The organism is Sinorhizobium sp. NG07B (genome assembly GCF_002532005.1).
Taxonomy (GTDB): Bacteria; Pseudomonadota; Alphaproteobacteria; order Rhizobiales; family Rhizobiaceae; genus Sinorhizobium; species Sinorhizobium fredii_C.
The window spans coordinates 1-2696 of sequence record NZ_NWTD01000037.1; the positions used below are offsets into that span (position 1 = coordinate 1).

A 2696-nucleotide genomic window follows, 5' to 3' on the forward strand; every position below is an offset into this window, starting at 1 on the left:
TGCGCTTCATTCTCTGGTCCTCTCAATGGGCCAGAGCTTACTTCAAAATGGATTATTTCAACGGGGCAAGGTCACGCTCCTACCCGAAACGGACGAGCAGCACATTTCGCGCAAACGATCACGCCGCTAGGCTGTATTCCCTAGCAAACGCGGCTGGTCTCGATCTTGCGGATCTTCTCTCGGTTCCTTGCATTCGCCTCGTTGGAGGCAGCTAGCCGAATGACGTGGCACAGGTCAAAGCCCGCTTTTGCGAGCATCTTTGTAAACATGCAGTTTGCCGTCAGTCCTGGGACTAGGTTGATTTCGAAGAAGTGAACACGTTGCTGCTCATCAACGATGAAATCAAGGCGCCCGAATGTGTGGAGCCTGAACTCCCGAGCAATCTTCGTGGAAATTGAGGCGATGCGAGTTTGAAGCTTCTCCTCTACGTCATGGAACTCAACAGAGTAGCTACTCGATCGCGTCTTCTTCTGAACATACCCGAGGAAGCCCGAAGGATTGTTGATCCGCGCAATCGGAAGCGGCATAATCTCGTGGTGGTCGATTAAGATGCCGCACGTGTACTCCGTTCCAAAAATTCGCTGCTGGACCAAAAACGAAGCGTCAAACGGAGCGATTCGTTCGGAATAAGAACGGAGGCCATCCTCTGAGAGTTTGTCTGTGCACTCGGTGAGGAAGGATCCTCCAAGCGTGTTCGGTTTGAGGACACACGGGCCAGCAAGATGCCGCAGGGCTTCTTTGATGCCGGCTTCGAAATTGCCTTGGGAGACTTGGACCGTCGGAATGGGAGTCAACTCTAGGCAAAGTCGATTGGCAACTACGCCCTGCAGATACTTATCCGCTGAGAGCATGGCCGCAGTCTTGTCGCCGAAGCTCCCCGGAATGTCGTGGAATTGGGCAAGAGCCTGGATTTGGCCATCCTCCCCGTCCTGGCCCTGAAGAAGTGAAAAGACGAAAAGGCCTTCGCGCTTGAGTAGGTGAGCGAGAGAAGCGAGCGGATGCGTTTCAGCGCGGGTTGCGAACTCGTCGTGCTTGGGAAGGCGATCCCCGTCAAGTGCGAGCCTGAGCAGGTCCCCGGATCGTGAGATGTAGTAGATGGATACCGGTGAAATATCCGCATTGGAAGCATTGTTGAGGACGTCTGCGATGTGGTTGTACATCGCGATCGACCCATCGTGCTCCACCGAGCGGCCGCCATACATGAGCGCCAATTGCATTGTAGATTGCCTTTCAGAAAGAAGTGCGGTCAGCTATAATTGGGGCTCGGAACACACGAAGACCATCTGAGTAAGCGGGATCATTCTCCGTTTGGTGTCCTTCACCGCCCATTCCGGCCCCGTAAGCTATCAGGGAACGGCCAGTTCCTTGTCGTTATGATTTACCGCGAGGAGAGAGCCCTCGCGAACCTCAAACGTCACCGTTCCATCATCCCTTATCCTAGCATCGTAGAACATTCGGTCGCGGACAGAATTGTTCCGGTCGAACGTCAGCACTCGCGGCTTGATAACTGCGATCTGATGTTCCTCAATGTATGTGGACGAGCAAACGATCATCTCATCTCCGACCTGACATGTGCGAGCAGCGGCTCCGTTCAGCACGCAGCAACGAGAACCCCTTTCACCGTAGATGACGTATGTGCTGATTCGCGCGCCTGAGGACCTATTCCAAACCTCAACGAATTCCATCGGAAAAATACCCGCCTCGTCGCAGTGGTCAGGGTCGAGAGTTATTGATCCGTGGTAGTTCAGATCCGCGCCAGTGACAGTGATGCCATGAAGCTTGGCTGCAACGATCTTTCTCATATACAGTTTCCTCTTCTAATCGTGGCGATCGCCATGCCGCCAACGACGTCAGTGGTCTTAATCGCAGGGATCGGGGGATTGATCGGCGTCCCGAGATAGGCCGAGAAGCCGACTTTCAAAAAAGAGTGGCAATCATGACGGACATCGACGTCAGCGTACGCTGGCAGAGGGAGACGGTGAGACGCAGGTGGGTCCATTATGAGGTGGAGGCATTGTCGCTCTGCCGATGCCCTACCCGTAAAATGAGATTTTGACGCAAACCTAGCATGTTCATTTCCTCGATCCATCGCAATTCACCCAAGGACGTGATACCGTTTTAGCAGCTTCCGCCGCCTCGCAATTAAGTCGCAAAACTCGTGCCAACCTAGCTGATAGAACCGAAGGCGGTACTCTGGTGTTGTTTTCAACTATTTGCCTGAGGCCAAACAGGAGATTGGTTCGACATGCGTGTGTTGCGGATCCGACAAACCCGCGGGGAGGTGTCTGGGCGCTGTCACGTTGTCTGAGGTTCGACGTGAAGGGACCGCTGACAGGATATCAGGCGAGGGCTCTGGTCGCAGCTTCCATTCCGCCATAGCATTGAGGCGATGGATATGGATCTGGAAGGCGGAGCGTCTTGAGTGGACTGACGAAGAGATTACGGAAGGCTGAGAAGACCGAGACGAAACGCTGTAAGACCGTATGTCCGTCTTCGTGCCTGAGGTGGCTCGCCCTACACTGGTCTTCCGAGGGTTGCTCGGACAGGCCGAGCCGATCCTCATCACAGGAGGACGAGCCGTGGCAGATTATAGAGAAGCTTTTATAGGAATCGATGTCGCCAAACTGAAGAACGCGATCGCTGTCGCTGAATCCGGCCGGGAGGGAGAGACCCGCTTTTGGGGTGAGGTTGACGCA

2 protein-coding genes and 1 pseudogene are annotated in these 2696 nt (G+C 54.3%); 1 reads left to right on the plus strand and 2 read right to left on the minus strand.

Annotated elements, in window-relative coordinates; all coding sequences use genetic code 11:
* Positions 1–140: 140 nt before the first annotated feature.
* Together CO664_RS29910 and panD are read right to left on the minus strand one after the other, a co-directional pair.
* Positions 141–1217: a D-alanine--D-alanine ligase gene (locus CO664_RS29910; RefSeq protein ID WP_097528129.1), complete on the minus strand. Its 1077-nt coding sequence runs from the start codon at positions 1215–1217 to the stop codon at positions 141–143.
* 129 nt (positions 1218–1346) lie between these two features.
* On the minus strand, positions 1347–1802 hold the full coding sequence (panD, locus tag CO664_RS29915) for an aspartate 1-decarboxylase (protein ID WP_097528130.1): 456 nt from the start codon (positions 1800–1802) through the stop codon (positions 1347–1349).
* A 681-nt stretch (positions 1803–2483) separates the two neighbouring features.
* Between panD and CO664_RS31530 the strand changes: the two are divergent.
* Positions 2484–2696: pseudogene (locus CO664_RS31530) on the plus strand (IS110 family transposase); the annotation flags it as partial.

Excerpts from the sequence above, each read along its gene's own strand:
- CO664_RS29910 (WP_097528129.1), bottom strand. The coding sequence starts at position 1,217 with ATGCAATTGGCGCTCATGTATGGCGGCCGCTCGGTGGAGCACGATGGG.
- panD (WP_097528130.1), bottom strand. The coding sequence starts at position 1,802 with ATGAGAAAGATCGTTGCAGCCAAGCTTCATGGCATCACTGTCACTGGC.